Source organism: Acinetobacter tandoii DSM 14970 = CIP 107469 (assembly GCF_000400735.1).
Lineage (GTDB): Bacteria > Pseudomonadota > Gammaproteobacteria > Pseudomonadales > Moraxellaceae > Acinetobacter > Acinetobacter tandoii.
This window is the reverse complement of record NZ_KE007376.1, coordinates 59,434-74,101: the sequence shown is the minus strand read 5'-3', so window position 1 is coordinate 74,101 and position 14,668 is coordinate 59,434. Positions and strand designations below refer to the sequence as shown.

14 protein-coding genes and 4 pseudogenes are annotated in these 14,668 nt (G+C 39.2%); 12 read left to right on the top strand and 6 right to left on the bottom strand.

All coding sequences use genetic code 11. From position 1 onward, the window contains the following. The first annotated feature begins 10 nt into the window (after positions 1-10). A complete protein-coding gene (locus I593_RS18985) occupies positions 11-754 on the top strand; it encodes an SDR family NAD(P)-dependent oxidoreductase (RefSeq protein ID WP_016165469.1) in 744 nt (247 codons plus the stop codon). Between the two features lie 305 nt (positions 755-1,059). Here I593_RS18985 and I593_RS18980 read toward each other — a convergent pair whose 3' ends face one another. The 3 genes from I593_RS18980 to I593_RS18970 all read right to left on the bottom strand — a co-directional run bounded on the left by I593_RS18980 (position 1,060) and on the right by I593_RS18970 (position 2,440). Then, positions 1,060-1,359: a NifB/NifX family molybdenum-iron cluster-binding protein gene (locus tag I593_RS18980; RefSeq protein ID WP_016165468.1), complete on the bottom strand. Its 300-nt coding sequence runs from the start codon at positions 1,357-1,359 to the stop codon at positions 1,060-1,062. Between the two features lie 113 nt (positions 1,360-1,472). After that, a complete protein-coding gene (locus tag I593_RS18975) occupies positions 1,473-1,733 on the bottom strand; it encodes a helix-turn-helix domain-containing protein (RefSeq protein WP_026441235.1) in 261 nt (86 codons plus the stop codon). Between the two features lie 254 nt (positions 1,734-1,987). Then, positions 1,988-2,440 carry a hypothetical protein gene (locus tag I593_RS18970; protein WP_016165466.1) on the bottom strand — a complete coding sequence of 151 codons (453 nt, stop codon included), beginning with the start codon at positions 2,438-2,440 and terminating at the stop codon, positions 1,988-1,990. Positions 2,441-2,779: 339 nt separating this feature from the next. Between I593_RS18970 and I593_RS18965 the strand changes: the two genes are divergently transcribed. The 9 genes and pseudogenes from I593_RS18965 to I593_RS18930 form a co-directional block, all read left to right on the top strand. Continuing rightward, positions 2,780-3,127, top strand: coding sequence for a rhodanese-like domain-containing protein (locus I593_RS18965; protein WP_016165465.1), 348 nt, complete (start codon positions 2,780-2,782; stop codon positions 3,125-3,127). Between the two features lie 49 nt (positions 3,128-3,176). Next, positions 3,177-4,043, top strand: a pseudogene (locus I593_RS18960) (MBL fold metallo-hydrolase). 251 nt (positions 4,044-4,294) lie between these two features. Next, positions 4,295-4,705, top strand: a complete 411-nt coding sequence (locus I593_RS20220; protein WP_081401333.1) for a DUF2946 family protein — start codon at positions 4,295-4,297, stop codon at positions 4,703-4,705. 273 nt (positions 4,706-4,978) lie between these two features. Next, the gene (locus tag I593_RS18955; protein ID WP_016165460.1) at positions 4,979-6,424 is read left to right on the top strand and encodes a cytochrome ubiquinol oxidase subunit I; all 1,446 of its coding nucleotides are present in this window, start codon (positions 4,979-4,981) and stop codon (positions 6,422-6,424) included. Beyond that, positions 6,421-7,425 (top strand): cytochrome d ubiquinol oxidase subunit II, encoded by a 1,005-nt coding sequence (gene cydB, locus I593_RS18950; protein ID WP_016165459.1) that lies wholly within the window; start codon positions 6,421-6,423, stop codon positions 7,423-7,425. The genes I593_RS18955 and cydB overlap by 4 nt, the downstream gene beginning before the upstream one ends. A 253-nt stretch (positions 7,426-7,678) precedes the next feature. Further along, positions 7,679-7,996, top strand: a complete 318-nt coding sequence (locus tag I593_RS18945) for a hypothetical protein (protein ID WP_016165458.1) — start codon at positions 7,679-7,681, stop codon at positions 7,994-7,996. Between the two features lie 343 nt (positions 7,997-8,339). Further along, positions 8,340-8,594 (top strand): annotated as a pseudogene (locus I593_RS20215) (transposase); the annotation flags it as partial. 73 nt (positions 8,595-8,667) lie between these two features. Further along, positions 8,668-9,827, top strand: a protein-coding gene (locus I593_RS18935) for an IS3 family transposase (protein WP_154653758.1) whose coding sequence is annotated in 2 segments (ribosomal slippage) — positions 8,668-8,902 and positions 8,902-9,827 — 1,161 coding nt in all. Because the reading frame shifts where the segments join, the coding sequence is not laid out codon by codon here. Between the two features lie 5 nt (positions 9,828-9,832). After that, positions 9,833-10,348: pseudogene (locus tag I593_RS18930) on the top strand (IS5-like element ISAba31 family transposase); the annotation flags it as partial. A gap of 43 nt (positions 10,349-10,391) precedes the next feature. Here the strand turns inward: I593_RS18930 and I593_RS18925 are convergent. The 3 genes from I593_RS18925 to I593_RS18915 are packed head-to-tail and all read right to left on the bottom strand — an operon-like array spanning position 10,392 to position 13,456. After that, positions 10,392-11,096, bottom strand: a complete 705-nt coding sequence (locus I593_RS18925; protein WP_016165454.1) for an ABC transporter ATP-binding protein — start codon at positions 11,094-11,096, stop codon at positions 10,392-10,394. Positions 11,097-11,099: 3 nt separating this feature from the next. Next, positions 11,100-12,308: an ABC transporter permease gene (locus I593_RS18920; protein WP_016165453.1), complete on the bottom strand. Its 1,209-nt coding sequence runs from the start codon at positions 12,306-12,308 to the stop codon at positions 11,100-11,102. Beyond that, entirely contained in the window at positions 12,305-13,456 is a 1,152-nt protein-coding gene (locus I593_RS18915; RefSeq protein WP_016165452.1) for an efflux RND transporter periplasmic adaptor subunit, read from the bottom strand. The genes I593_RS18920 and I593_RS18915 overlap by 4 nt, the downstream gene beginning before the upstream one ends. Positions 13,457-13,859: 403 nt before the next feature. On the opposite strand from I593_RS18915, the pseudogene I593_RS20210 reads away from it, so the two are divergent. Then, positions 13,860-14,046 (top strand): annotated as a pseudogene (locus tag I593_RS20210) (beta-ketoacyl-ACP synthase I); the annotation flags it as partial. A gap of 80 nt (positions 14,047-14,126) precedes the next feature. Next, complete coding sequence (gene hemJ, locus I593_RS18910) at positions 14,127-14,579, top strand: protoporphyrinogen oxidase HemJ (protein ID WP_016165450.1); 453 nt, start codon at positions 14,127-14,129, stop codon at positions 14,577-14,579. Positions 14,580-14,668: the final 89 nt, after the last annotated feature.

Below are 14,668 nucleotides of genomic sequence, written 5' to 3'. Positions count from 1 at the left end.
AGATTTTATTATGTCAAATCGGTTCAAAAATAAAGTTGCCCTAGTTACTGGTGCGGGTTCTGGAATTGGGAAAAGCACAGCTATGCTTTTAGCGAAGCAGGGTGCAAGTGTCGTAGTCTCGGATATTAACTTTGAAGCAGCACAGAAAGTTGCTGAGGAAATTGTATCTTTAGGTGGTAAAGCGGCTGCGAATAAAGCCAATACGGCTGAACCTGAAGACATGAAAGCAGCGGTTGAATTTTCAATTAGCACGTATGGTGCCCTTCATTTAGCTTTTAACAATGCTGGAATATTGGGTGATGTTCAGCCAATTGCAGATTTAAGTATTGAAGCTTGGCGTCATGTGATTGATATTAATTTGAATGCGGTCTTTTATGGCTTACATTATCAAATCCCTGCAATATTGGCAGCCGGCGGTGGTGCAATTGTGAATACAGCATCAATTTTAGGTTTAGTTGGGACTGAAAATATTTCTGGTTATGTTGCAGCTAAGCATGGTGTAACCGGGCTTACTAAAACAGCCTCGCTAGAATATGCTAAAAAGGGTATTCGTATTAATTCAGTACATCCTGGTTATATTAAAACGCCTTTAATTGGTGAGTTTGATGAAGCTGAACTGATAAAATTGCATCCAGTTGGTCGTTTAGGAAATCCGGAAGAAGTTGCACAGGTCGTTGCTTTCTTACTCTCTGATGATGCATCTTTTGTAACGGGCAGCCAGTATGTAGTAGATGGTTCATATACTTCACAATAGTTAATTTTAGGAAAGGCTTTCATTTGATTAAGAAGGTTTTCCTTTTGGAATTTATTAGAAGCATCTGTTTTACAAATAAAAAATGCCTGATGAAATTCGTCAGGCATTTATATGAAATATAGTGTCAATTTGTTCAAACCTAGGCAATTTAATGTTTTGATCAAATATCAGTTAAGTAAGATGTATTTTATCAGCGAAAGTTCCCATTAACTTTTAATGGAAACTTTAACTCTGGTTTCAGATTTTATTCAAGCGTACACAGAAAATAATCTAAAGCATTTAACGAAAGCATATAGGTAGGCGAGTTAAACTAAACTGTTAATAAAGTTATCAGGATCAATTTCGCCAGTCACAATAACATGTACGCCAATATTTTTGAGTTTTTCTCGTAATCTGTCCCCCATCCCTGTAGTTACGAAAATATCCATAGGTAACAGTTTTTCTAGCACCTCACCCGACTGAGAAAATGATGCTTCTTTCTCCACCTCAATGAGCTGTTTGTCCATAACTTTCCCATCTTTGAGCTCATATTTCCAGAATTTTCGGCATTTTCCAGCATGCGGAGTAATGTGACGTCGGTTCTGTGATGTAATTACAATTATCATAAAGATTTCTCCCAAATGATACAGCCACTCTTTATAGGCATGTATCGGTTCATGATGATTCATAAGTTAAGCTTGTAGCGACAGAAGCTATTCAAAAACATAACTAATACTATTCAAGCAAGATTTTCTAAAACAAAATGAGGTGACTTGATAAAAAGTTTTAGCAAAGCTTGGGCTGCGCTTGAGGGATTACGAACTCCACGTTCCCAGCTTTCTAGGGTACGGGAAGAAATACACAGCTTGGCCGCCAGTTCTGTCTGTGAAATATTGAGAGCTTGCCGGATCCTTACAATTTGTTGTGCTAAATCCAGACAACAGCTGTTATTAAAATCACTTTTTAGGTGATGTGCCTGATCATGCTGAAGTAGATTCATCATTGTGTCCTCCTTATCGATATACTAAAAAGTTGTAATAACACTTTGAAAAATTAGAAAGTCATTGAGACTGTGATAGTTGGACTTCAAAAAGATTTAGATACAGACAAATCAAAAGTCATATTCACTATTACGGATAGGATTACGGTGACTGAAGATGTCGATTGTGAGCTGCCTACATATTCTGGATAGATGAATATTTTCGACCATATCGCAAACTAGGAAGACTGCTCAGCGATATCACATCTGCTGATTTAATGGATGAATGTTAGAGGAGGAGCACGGCTCTGAGGAATAAGGAACCAGGGAGTAGGTGGGGACAGCATATGCAAGACAACTGTACTGAAGAACAGTAACAAGGTCTGATTTCTGACCAGTACCAGTCTGAGTTTAGTATCCAGTAGCGGTAAGGTATAGCTATACACCAAGCAAAACTGACAGTCATCCTGCTGTTGATGTTCATGTCGATCCTGCACATGTGCGAGGATATGTGCATTGCTTTGGTCTGCTCTACTGGCTTGATTGCTATGCGGGTGTGATGTTGCGAAGCTATGTTGTGGGTGAGCGCTAGTAACTTCTAGATCTAATGCTACAGCAACAGTTTTACATACCAGAAAAACACTATGTTTTTCTGGAAATAAAGGCTGCAGGAATACAACGATCTGTAACAAGATTGCTGATAGCCCCAACAATCTTCCCAACATCATGAGCACTTCATTACACTTTTATGAACATTACATAAGTTATAATATAACAAAATATAAAATTTATAATTGAAAAAATAGATGATTAAATCGATTTAAATCTGCTACTCAACATAATTTTATTTTTTCTTTATATAACAGGAAACGTAAGATTCTAAAGCCAATGAGGTCTTACACAGTAAGGTTATATTAAAGAATCGATTATTGAAAAATCATCATATTCTATGAAACAGATTTGAAGTTTAACCTGAGATTGACTTATATTAATTTTACTGCTGATTTTTATTTTAAACTCTTATAAATATAGGTCACGGATAACCACTGTTCTAATAGAGGAAAATCATGTTTAACATTCTGATGTATCTACCTTGGGGCAAGGTGCCTGAAACTACCTGTCAGGAATTATGGCAGAAACTGGAAATTGTACAGATTGTTGATGTCCGAAGTGCTCAAGAGTTTAAACATAGTCATATAGAAGGTGCTGTCAATTTACCTATTACACAGTTGAACGAATCTACAATACAGTCATTAGGGCTTGATCCGGATCAGCCTGTGGTGACCATTTGTCTATCGGCACACCGGAGTATTCCTGCAACACGCAGATTGGCCAAGATGGGTTATTCAGTCACACAGTTAAAAGGTGGTATGAAATCCTGGTGGAAAAACAACCTACCTTGCATCAAAAACTAAGTTTTAAATGTGCTCTGTGAGCTTCTAAATTTTAAAAAGGAGTAAGACTATGTCGACTCAACCAAATGTAAAAGATTTTTTTGATCCTAAAACAAATACATTCAGTTATGTAGTTTCAGATCCAGCCACAAAACAATGTGCGATTATCGACAGTGTTCTCGATTATGACTCTGCTTCAGCAGTGACATCTACCACGCATGCCGATCAAATCATCGCGTATGTCAAAGAGCAGGGCTTACAGGTTGAGTGGATTTTGGAAACGCATGTACATGCACATCATTTAACAGCAGCACAGTATTTAAAACAGCAACTCGGTGGAAAAACAGCGATGAGCGAACGAATTTCACTGGTACAGGACACCTTTAGCTAAATCTATAACATTGATATCAAACAATTCAATGCTTACCAGACATTTGATCATGTATTTCAGGATCACGAAGAATTTCATATTGGCAACCTGAAAGCCTATAATATTCCTACTCCTGGCCATACACCTGCATGCTTGAGTTATGTGATTGGGGATGCTGTTTTTGTGGGTGATACCTTGTTTATGCCTGATTATGGAACGGCACGATGTGATTTTCCTAAGGGCAGTGCTGCGACTTTATTTGATTCTGTACAGACCCTCTATCAGTTGCCTGAAGACACTCGTGTTTTCCTATGTCATGACTATTTACCGGAATCACGTCATGACTACATCTGTGAAACGGATATCAAAACTCAGAAACAGTTTAATATTCATATTGGCACAGAAAAAGCGGAGTTTGTTGCAATGCGCCAAAAACGTGATGCAACCTTGAGAATGCCTGAGCTGATTCTGCCATCCATTCAGATTAATATGAATGCGGGACGCTTTCCCCAACCAGAACAAAATGGCGTATCTTACTTAAAATTGCCTCTCAATTATTTCAAGTAAGCAAAGTCTTCTTCTGAACACTCTTTGTACAATACATAACTTTCTCCTGCATCAACTGTAAGAGAAAGTTATTTTATTATCTTAAGTGTTTAATTTAATCAACTTTTTATTTATTTTTTTTGCTTTTCAAAAACGAATATATATTATATATTTATAGAATGAAAAGCTGAGTAAATAAGTAGGAATTTATCTTTAAATTTCATCTTTTTATCCAGCGTATCCCTCTTATTCGATGCCAGTCGAGAGAAAACTTGCTGAAGCGAAGTGGAATCTTTATTGCATTTGCAGCCATACTTTTGCAAATTGCAGTATATTTACAGCCTCTGCTGCCGGAAAAATTTCATATTGCTCCGGTCTGTATGTCGATCACCCATAATCTTCTTTCGCCTGCTGATCATCATCATATCCACTCGGTTCATCATGAGCTGCTACAGGATTTGATGCTTCAACATTCCCACGATCACAATGAACATAACCATCAATGCCAATATTGTAAGGTCTATGGTGATTTGGTGCTGCCATTTAAGTTGGGGATTGATGAAGTTCTGGACCGGATTCAAGTCAGATTAAATTTCTATCAGACTGTTTTCCGGCATGTCTATTTCAGCTTACAGAAGCTGTATTTGCTGCCGCAGGGCAGAGCGCCTCCTTTGGCTCTTTAAGACACGATTTGTCACATCAAACAGTTGATCTGTTTGTACCACACAACATCTTAAAGAGTTTTAATCATGAAAATTAATACTTTGTTGCCTGTTAGCAGCATTATGAGTTATCTCAGCCTTAAAAAAGTAATGTGGGCATGCAAACGTGAAGGCTTACGTATTTACAATACTGTAAATATGTGGACACACTTAAATTTAAATATACATAAAACGATATTTCAGAGTGTTTTGCTGAAATCTTTTCACCCATTAATAGAAGGATAAGGTGACAACATGGACTTAGGGTTAACCGCGCTAGAACTGGCGCGTATCCAGTTTGCATTTACCGTATCGTTTCATATCATTTTTCCTGCCATTTCTATTGGTTTGGCCAGTTTTCTGGCTGTTCTGGAATGGCGTTGGCTTAAAACTAACGATCCAGTATACCGAGACTTATTTAAGTTCTGGATCAAAGTCTTTGCCCTGTCCTTTGGTATGGGCGTGGTCTCTGGCGTGGTGATGAGCTATCAGTTTGGTACCAACTGGAGTGAGTTTTCACGGATTTCCGGCAGTGTGACTGGACCATTATTAGCTTATGAGGTTTTAAGTGCTTTCTTCCTTGAAGCTGGTTTTCTAGGGATTATGCTATTTGGTTGGGGCAGAGTGGGACCCAAAACCCATTTTTTCGCAACGCTGATGGTGGCTGTCGGTACCTGTATATCCATGTTCTGGATTCTGTCCTCAAACAGTTGGATGCAGACGCCACAAGGCTTCACCATTGAAAATGGGATCATCATCCCGCAAGACTGGTTTGCGATTGTCTTTAATCCATCTTTCCCTTATCGATTGGCACATATGGCAATGGCTTCCTTTCTGGTCTCTGCTTTGCTAGTAGCTGCCACAGCCGCATTTCATTTATTAAAAGGCCGTCGTGATGCCTTGGTGAAAAAATCATTTTCCATGGCCATGTGGATGATTCTCGCATTGGCACCATTGCAAATGTTTGTCGGAGATCTACATGGCTTGAATACCCTAGAACACCAACCGGCCAAACTGGCAGCTATGGAAGGACACTGGGAAACCAATAAAGATCATGGCATGCCACTGTATTTATTTGGTATTCCAGATATGGAAGCTGAAGAAACCAAGTATGCGATCGGAATTCCGAATCTAGGTAGCCTGATCATGACACATACCTTAGATGGTGAAGTCAAAGGCTTAAAGGAATTTGCACCTGAAGACCGTCCAAACTCGCTGGTCGTGTTCTGGAGTTTCCGGATTATGGTCGGACTTGGTGTACTGATGATTTTAATGGCGGTGCTAGGTGCATGGCTAAGAAAAACTGACAAGTTCTATGACTCGGTATGGTTGCATAGATTTGCGCTATACATGGGACCTTCAGGATTTATCGCTTTACTTGCAGGTTGGTTTACCACTGAAGTCGGTCGTCAACCATGGGTTGTTTATGGTGTATTGCGTACCAAAGATACACTTTCTCCAGTTTCAGCGGAACAGGTAGGTTTAACCCTTATTATTTTTGTGATGGTCTACTTTATTGTGTTTGGAGTCGGCATTTTCTACATGTTGAAATTGATGCGCAAAGGTCCAGAATTTATACATTCGGCACCACATAGTGAGCAGGCAGTTATACAGGCATCAAAACGTCCATTAAGTACGATTGATGATGAGAACGACCTAAATAAAGAAAATCCTAAACAGGATCAGGAGAACCAAAAATGATCGATTTATCATTGATTTGGATTCTAATTATTGGATTAGGTGTGCTGATCTATGTCGTGCTAGATGGTTTTGACCTCGGCATCGGTATTCTATTTCCCTTTATTTCCGATCGTCAGGAACGTGATGTCATGATGAATACCGTCGCGCCAGTCTGGGATGGCAATGAAACATGGATGGTACTTGGAGGTGCGGGATTATTTGCAGCATTTCCCTTAGTGTATTCCACTGTACTGTCCGCCCTGTATATGCCGATTATTCTGATGGTGATCGCGTTGATCTTCCGTGGTGTTGCGTTCGAGTTCCGATTTAAGGCCAATAAAACTAAACATCTATGGGATCAAGCTTTTATATGGGGTTCCATTCTGAGTTCATTTTTACAAGGCGTAATTTTAGGTGCCTATATTCAGGGAATTGAAACCACCAATGGGATATATACTGGCGGTGGTCTTGACTGGTTAACACCTTTTTCACTCTTTACTGGTATTAGTGTTGTTGTTCTGTATGCAACGCTAGGATGTGGCTGGTTGATCTTTAAAACCGAAAAAATGCTGCAGAACCGCATGTTTGAATTGATGCCAAAACTGCTGATTTCATTACTGATGATTTTTGTTTGTGTCAGCATCTATACGCCTTTGGCTCATCCTCAAATTGCAGAACGCTGGTTCAGCCAACCACAACTCTTTTATTTTAGTCCAGTGCCAGTATTGGTTCTGCTGTTTACTTTCCTGGCAATCAAAGCCTGTAAGCAGCGCAAAGAGTTCCTGCCATTCATTTATACCTTGGCTTTGGTAATTTTGGCCTATACGGGCTTTCTAATCAGTCTATGGCCTTACGTCATTCCACCATCAGTCACCATTTGGGAGGCTGCGGCACCTGCTAGTAGTCAATTGTTTGCCCTCATTGGAGCGTTGATCTTAATTCCGATCATTCTTATTTATACAGGATTATCCTATTGGATTTTCCGAGATAAAGTGCGTGTGGGTGATGAGGGTTATCATTAAGGAGGCAGAATGAAAATTTCTGAATTGAAATGGTTTATTGGCTTATGGCTGGCTGGTTTTTTAAGTTTGGCATTGGTCGCAGGACTATTTAGATTTCTGTTAAAATTGGCTTATTAAGTTTTAAACACAGGTCAGTGAGGTTTTCCTTACTGACCTATTTTCTATAGAGGTTCAGTTTTTTAGATGTTAAAAGTTGCTGGATCTGAATAAGTTTGATGAGAGATTTGGACTAAAAATAAATGAGGAGTAAATGATGAAAAACCATCTTTTTTGTGTAGGCATTGAATTTAAAAAAGCATTGGATCCATCGGAATCCTATGCGTATGTGACAGCTTATTTAGGCGCAAAAAACATTGATGAAGCAATTCAACGGGTAGAAAAACAGCTGGAGCAAGAAGGAAATGAAATCCTATTTGTCCGCGGCTGCTGGGTCGTCGATTCAGACTGTGATGATGGTTTCTGTCCAACAGATGAGAGTAGGACGCTAGCAAACAATGATTTGCTTTTTAATGACCAGATCAAGTTTGGAAAATTACAAGAATGGTCAATCAATAATAACTACGAATACTAATTTCGTAAGTGATGCATCAGTTGGTTTTTTCTTTCTGATGCTGTAGTACTGTTTTCAATTTAATATATTAATCTAGGCTCTTAGCACATACTAACCAAGCATCAAAAAAGTGATTTAATGAGATAAATTTGTATATAATTTAATCTGCTTGTAAATAAAAATATAACAGGCTAAAAGAACCTATACAAAAAATCAGCATCAGGATTGATCAATTATAGTGCTTTGGTCGGCTATAAAAAATTTTGTTTTTTAAGCAAAATCAACTAGGGTGTGTTGACACTTTTAGCTTAAAAAATAGCGAAGTAGTAAAATCAAATCGCCAAACCCAATTTTACTATTCGCTATGCCTCGTACCATGCTGACAGATCAACACTGGCAAAAGTTGAAAGCTATTCTGCGTAATTTATCCATTCACCACAACTCAAATTTACGCAATTTTATTGAAGCTATTCTCTATAGAATTAGAACAGGCTGTCCGTGGCGAGATATTCCTTCTTGTTTTGGTCATTCAAACTCTATTTTCAAACGTTTTAATCGTTGGTCAAGCAGCGGTAAGTTACTTAGATTATTCAAATTGCTAGCCTCATGCCCCGATATGTGATCCTAGCCAAAATAATGGACAGCACGTCCCTCTAAAGATAACGTAACTTTAATCTTTGGAGATTCAAGAAATGGCTAAACGTTTTAGTCCTGAATTTAAACAGCAAGCGATTGATTATGCACTTTCAAACTCCCACGAGCCTATAGCTGCAATCGCCCATAAATTAGGTGTGGGTTATTCAACCTTAGATAAATGGATTCGTGAAGCCAACCCAGTAGGTTCAAGCAAACGTCAACTTTCACCAGAACAACAGCGGATCTTAGAATTAGAGAAAGAAGTCAAACAGCTCAGGGAAGCCAATGACATCTTAAAAAAAGCGCATGTGTACTTTCTGACAGATCATGCCAAGAAAAGTACACGGTAATTCAAGATCTGGATGTGAATGAAGTCACTGTATCTTCTGCCTGTAAATGCCTGGGTGTCAGCACTTCAGGCTATTGTGCCTGGCGAAAACGCCAGGCCAATCTAGCGCAGAAATATAATGATTTAAAAGCCGTATATTGGCAGCATCATGCACGATTGGGTGCACCTTCATTGGTACATGACATGCATGATTTAGGTTACAGCATGAGCGAACGAACCGTTGGAAGAATGCTTAAAAAGCTTGGTTTACGTAGCAGGATTGCACGTAAATACAAGTATACGACTGATTCAAACCATCGTTTGCCTACAGCGCCTAACTTGTTGGATCGTCAATTTACGGTCAATGAACCCAATAAGATCTGGACAACGGATATTACCTATATCCGTACTAAGCAAGGTTGGCTGTATTTATGTGTGATGCTGGATCTATTCAGCCGTCGTATTGTCGGTTGGCAAACCAGCCATCGAATAGACCGTCAATTGGTGTGTGATGCGTTTCATTATGCAATGGCTCGTCAGGGGTATCCAATGGGTGTCATGGTGCATTCGGACCAAGGCTCACAGTACTGTAGTCGTGATTTTAGGGCGCTATTATTTACGAATAACTGCGTTCAAAGTATGTCACGCAGGGGAAACTGTTGGGATAATGCAGTGACCGAAAGCTTCTTTCATACATTGAAAGGTCATGTGGTCCATGGCAGTGTGTTTGCCACTCGAAAAGAAGCGAATACAGTCTTGTTTGACTATATTGAGATTTATTACAATCGGGTCAGAAGGCATTCCGCAAACGGCTGGTTAAGCCCAGAAGCCTTTGAACAGAAATATTTTAAGAATTTAGAGGGATTTGTTGTCCACGATACTGTCTAGGATCAATGGAGTGGATTTTTATTGATGGCTCTCATGTACGTGCTCATCAACATTCTGCTGGCATAGCGAATCAATCTATTTCTAAAAGTGTAGGAGGAAACTCCTCAAAAATACATTTGATTGTTGATGCACATGGCAATCCTATTGATTTCATAATTACCGATGGAACCACACATGATGTTAAAGTTGCACCTGATTTAACACATCAACATTAGATTTAAAAGAGACAAAAGTGGTATGCGCAGATAAAGGCTATGATTCAGAACCACTGCGTGAACAGATCAGGAAAACAGGGACTAAAGCGAATATACCAAAGAAAACGAATAGCCAATCTAACAATGACCATATGGACTGGTATTTATATAAAATCAGGCATTTAGTTGAAAATATGTTTTGTAGATTAAAGCAATTTAGAGGAATAGCTACTCGATATGACAAGCTCAAAAGAAATTATCAAAGTTCTGTTGCTTTAGCCTGTATATTTTTATGGCTACCTTTATAGGGTTAATTATGAACAGTAAGTGTCAACAGACCCTAGATAAAATACTTTAAATTTCTACGCTTTTAGAAACTACGACCCTCTCCTTTTTCTTCATACGTTATTCCCTCACGAATATGATATAGTCGCTGGAAAGTCGGAATAATTTTATCGTCATGTGTAACAACAATAATTGCTGTTTGAAATTTTTCCGCCATTTCGTGCAACAAACGAATTACAGTCATGGCACGAACGCTGTCTAAAGGTGCCGTTGGCTCATCTGCCAAAATGACAGGTGGCTTATTAATCAAGCCGCGTGCAATAGCTACACGTTGTTGTTCACCACCTGATAATTGCCCAGGCATGGCATGAATACGATGCTGAACATCTAAAGCCGTTAAAATTTCTAAAGCACTTGCACGTGCAGTGTCATTAGGAACACCTGCAAGCATAGGTAATAGCGCAACATTATCTAAAACATTCAAAAAAGGAATCAAATAAGGTGTTTGGAACATAAAACCAATTTTGTCACGTCGCAATGCACTTAAATCTTTTACCAACCAGTGTTGATCAAAAATCACTTCACTCCCTAAAGTCATACGTCCTTCAGTGGGATCAATCACAGCGCCTAAACATTTTAATAAGGTACTTTTACCTGAACCTGACGGACCAATCAGTCCAACAACTTCTCCTGGATCCACCCACATATTGACATCTTTTAATGCATAAAAAGCATTATCACCTTGCCCAAAACGTTTTTTTAAACCCTCAATTAAAATTCCGTGGGTCATGTGTTATCCTCCAATTGCTTCGGCTGGATCAATACGTAATGCCATACGAATAGCTACTAGACTTGCCAACATACAAATCAACATCACAGCAATAAATCCAAGAATAGAATCCTGAGGAATCAATAATACATACTTTGGAAAATATGGCGCAGCAAAGGTTGAAGTGATTTTACCTATAGTAAATCCAATTAGACCAAGTGCGAGCGCTTGCTGTAAGATCATCCAGGCAATCGTTCGGTTGCGTGTTCCAATTAGTTTCAGAACTGCAATTTCTCGAATTTTATCCATGGTTAGGGTATAAATAATAAATGCCACAATTGCCGCGCTCACCAAAGCCAAAATTACTAAAAACATCGCAATCTGCCTTGCTGACGTTGCAATCATCTTGCTAATTAAAATATGTTCCATTTGAAGACGCGTGTAGACAGTCAGTTGCTGCCAACGTTGGATGTGTTCAGCAGTATCTTCTGCGGAAGTACCAGTTTTAAGACGGACTAAAATTGCATTTACATAACGATTGCTGGTTTGAGCACTCAGAACACTGTCTAATAAATCTGGATAAGCAGGCCGATTGTAAATTGGATTTTGTGCGGTACGTCGGCGGTCTTGTAAAATTGCCGCATTATCTTTTTGAAATTGGGCTTGTTGTGCATCTTTAATCGGAATAAAAATCATCGGGTCACCACCTGATGACACCATTCGTCGAGTCAATCCTACTACAGTAAAATAATTACGACGGATTTTGATGCGATCACCTAATTTAAGTCCTGAAGTGATGTCTACAACAGCTTCATAGTGCCCTCGAGTCAATTGACGTCCCGCTAAAAGGTAAGGTGGCCAGCCTAAATTATTCCAGGCATGTTCACCTGTATGGATTCCAACCACCATCGCACGGATATCTTTATCTTTATAATGAACTTGTGTGGTCAGATAAGTAATATTTGAGGCATGTTCTACTTCAGGTGTAGTCATGACACTACGATATAAATCATCACGCACACTAGAAGGTTCAGCATATGGACCAAGCGTATCTTGTTGTACTACCCATAAATCTGCACCGCTATTATTTAATAAAGCCTTGGCATCATCCACCATACCACGGTAGACACCCGCCATAATTAGAGTCACGCCGATCAACAAGCCAAGTCCAAAACCAGTAAAAACAAACTTACCCCATGAATGGAATATATCCCGACCGGCTAAGCTAATCATTCAGATGTTCCTGCAAGATTTTTTACAATACGCAAACGGTTTTTCGCATTAAGTGGTTTTTCACTATATAAAACGATTTGATCATTTTCTGATAGACCATCGAGTACTTGAACATCACCCTCTAAATTAGAGCGACCTAGTTTAATTTCAATAAATTGTAGTTTTTGATCTGTCACTTTCCAGACACCGACTTGGTTATTGATGCGGTGAATAGCAGCATTTGGAATAGCAAGGCTGCGAGACAGTGGTGCTAGTTTAATTGTCACTTCTGCTAATTCACCTAAAGGGGGTAGAGGGTTAGGTTGTTGACTAAAGACTACTTTGGCTAAGATTTCTTCGGTAATAACATCTGCACGGGGCTCTACCCATAAGACTTGACCTGAAAGCGTGTTACTTTGACGCGAACGTAAATGAATTTGTGCAGGTAAACCTGAGGCTAAGCCAATCGCACTAGATTGATCGAAGCGTGTATTCAACCAAATAGACTTCGGGTCTACAATTTCCAATACGGTTTGCCCTGCAACTACAGTAGAGCCAGGTTCTGCATAACGGGCTGTGACTATACCTGGTGCTGTTGCCATTAAATTTAAATTGTCGCGCTGGGCTTGTAGTGTATTGAGGTCTGCACGGGCTTTATTAAGTTCTTGCTGCATTGAGCCAAGTGCCGTTGTAGCAAGATCAAGTTCCTGCTGCTTAATGGCGAGTGACTCTTGACTGGTGGCATTGATTTTGGTGAGTTGCTGATAGCGTTGAACTTGTTGCTGTGCAAACTTTTGACGAATTTGAGTATCTTGTTGCTGAGAGATGATTTTTTGGATAATGGCACGTTGCGCAAGTATTTTTTCTTCTAAATCAACGGGATCCATTTCCCCTAAAAGTTGTCCAGCTTGTACAGCATCTCCTATATCGACTCGAAGGTTTTTAAGACGACCTGCCGTTGTGGGACCAATCTTGTAATTATGACGAGCTTCAACAGTCGCTATACCAAATAGACTAGGCTGAATGGATTTATACTGAACTTGTATCAGAGTGACCTTGACAGGTGCAAAAGGTCCTGTACGCAATAGGACATAAACCAAAAATAAGATTAATGTAATAAGCACTACAAGAACGGAAAGAGCCCTCTTTCCTAATAAAAATGTTTGCATCTGTATTTTGCTTATCTTATTTAATTAAGAATAATATAATCTATTTTTAAGTATTATGTAAAACAATTCCTTCCTAATTTAGATACCTAATCGGTTCGGACTGCCACTATCTAAGCTCATTCCACTGAATCATCACTTTCTAATGAACTAATTCTTTCCCCAAAAAGGATTGTAGCAACCTCTCTAGTGAACACACTTTACCAAGCTATCCGATAAGCCTTAATTAAGTTCCCACTTAAAAATAAATGGGGACTTAATTCATGACTACAAATACCCATGCATGGGACGTAAAAACTGGCTGTTTTCAGGATCACTACGCAATGGCTAATGAGCTGTGAACATATGACGCTTACAGTCAGCGAAACTGAATGGACTGTATCCGTATCGTATGCCTATATGAGTGATTTATTCAGTATTGATGATGAAAAAATGACTTTATTGCACCAAACATCAACGTGACTGAACTGGATGAAGGCGCAAAACGATTTGATATCGTACTTGAAAAACGTGATGCAAAATTGAATACTGTGATGAGTAACAGTTTCGGTTTTGGCGGTGTAAATGCCTGTCTTCTTGTTTTCAAAAAATAGGAAGGCTAAGCTAAGAAGTGTTGATCATTCAGCCATGGATGATCAACTTCTGCCACACTGCCCTTTAAAAGGGTGAATGGATGGATGCTCCTTCTGATGCTTTCTTGTGGGTAAAAGCATTACATATTATTGCAGTCGTTTGTTGGTTCGCGGCATTGTTCTACCTGCCACGTTTATATGTTTATCATGCGATGAGTGAAGATGGCACGAGTCATCAGCGTTTCCAGATTATGGAACGAAAGTTGTACCGCGGCATCATGTGGCCGTCAATGCTTGCCACTCTCATCACAGCGCATTTTTTAGTGGATTGGGGTGATGCAACTCGGCATTACCATGAAGCACTCTGGTTTTACCTGAAAGTTGGATTAGTGGGCTTACTGGTGATTTACCATTTTGTTTGTGGTTATTACCGTAAAAAACTGATGGAAAACCCGCATTACAAATCACATAAGTTTTGGCGTTTCTTCAATGAAATGCCAACGCTTATTTTACTCGCAGTAGTGATTTTAGTGGTGGTTAAACCGCAGTTTTAATCCAGTTGATTTTAAAAAACCTCCTTAAGGAGGTTTTTTGGCACTGTTGCAAATAGTGATTTGAGTCGATGATGTTCCCTTTAAAAAGT